General features: G+C 23.5%; 2 protein-coding genes. Both read right to left on the reverse strand.

The genetic code is table 11. The features are described 5' to 3' along the window. Nucleotides 1-164: 164 nt before the first annotated feature. Entirely contained in the window at nt 165-560 is a 396-nt protein-coding gene (locus tag EZH24_RS12150) for a hypothetical protein (RefSeq protein ID WP_137999327.1), read from the reverse strand. Beyond that, nucleotides 547-1,116, reverse strand: a complete 570-nt coding sequence (locus EZH24_RS12155; protein ID WP_137999328.1) for a type II toxin-antitoxin system antitoxin SocA domain-containing protein — start codon at nt 1,114-1,116, stop codon at nt 547-549. The genes EZH24_RS12150 and EZH24_RS12155 overlap by 14 nt, the downstream gene beginning before the upstream one ends. Between the last annotated feature and the right edge of the window lie 97 nt (nt 1,117-1,213).

Raw genomic sequence — 1,213 nt, forward strand, 5'->3', positions numbered from 1 at the left:
TTTATAATTTACTTCCGAACATAAGAGATAATATTATTTAGTATTCGCTACGGGCACTACGAGCTTAGCTAACGCACTCCCTACGGTCGGGGGCCTCCCGCACGGTATTGTCCCCATTACAGATAGTCAACAGTACGTGCGGCTTATTACTTAACTTTAAACAATTAATTTTTATTTTTTTCTTTTCTCTTTCTTTTAAATTCTATATCAAGTTCATAAGAAACAGCTGACACCATATCCATAAATACTTCATCATAATCATCATATGATGTTAAATTATATAAAAATGATTTATCTTGATTAGCTTCTCTATCTTCAGTTTTTTCGTATTGAAATATCATTTCTAACTGTTCATACTTTGAATATAGATAATTACCATCACTATCTTTTTTTAGTGCTTCATCAACTGCTAAACTAGCCTTATGATAATCATAACCAGATAGGTGTATATTATTAAGTCTCATTTCTCTATTGGATTGTTTCTCTTTTTTTATTATATAATTATACCATATACCTCTAAGTTTCTGTAAAATGATATCTTCTTTTTTAGTATTTTCCATTTATAATATCCATTAATTCTTTTTTATGATTATTAGCACGGTTTTTTATTTTTTTTAATTCATTGGAATGTATTAATACTTTACTAATTCCACTATTTTTACCATATTTCATTAAATCTATCTCTTCATTATATGGAGTATCTAAAAGAGGGGGAGTCATATAAACTTCATTTAATAAACTCCCAAGAACCATATATCCTTTTGAACATCTATCTACCCATTTATCTAACGATTCATCAATTATTTTTTTTGTATCATAATCTAAGTTTATTTGATAATTTATATATTCATCTTTTATTTTATAGTTATCTTTATCTTCTATGTTATTATATAAAGCAAATTTTTTTATTACATCATCTAAATTTTTATTATACGGACCTTTTTTATAATGTATAAACTTAAAATTGGTTATTCTTTTTCCATAATTATCCACACTGTTTAATTCACATTCATATAATAATTTATTAATTGGTAATTTACTCATTTTTATATTTTTAAATTTTAACATTATATATAATATAACCAATTCATCTTTAGTTAAATTATTGCTTTGCATAATATACTCCAATATTATATGTTATGTATAATAGTATAAAATAATTTTATTTTAATTCAATAAATATAATGATTTTTTATTATAATTTTTAATCAAA

The sequence above is a fragment of the Brachyspira catarrhinii genome (genome assembly GCF_005518285.1).
Taxonomy (GTDB): Bacteria; Spirochaetota; Brachyspiria; order Brachyspirales; family Brachyspiraceae; genus Brachyspira; species Brachyspira catarrhinii.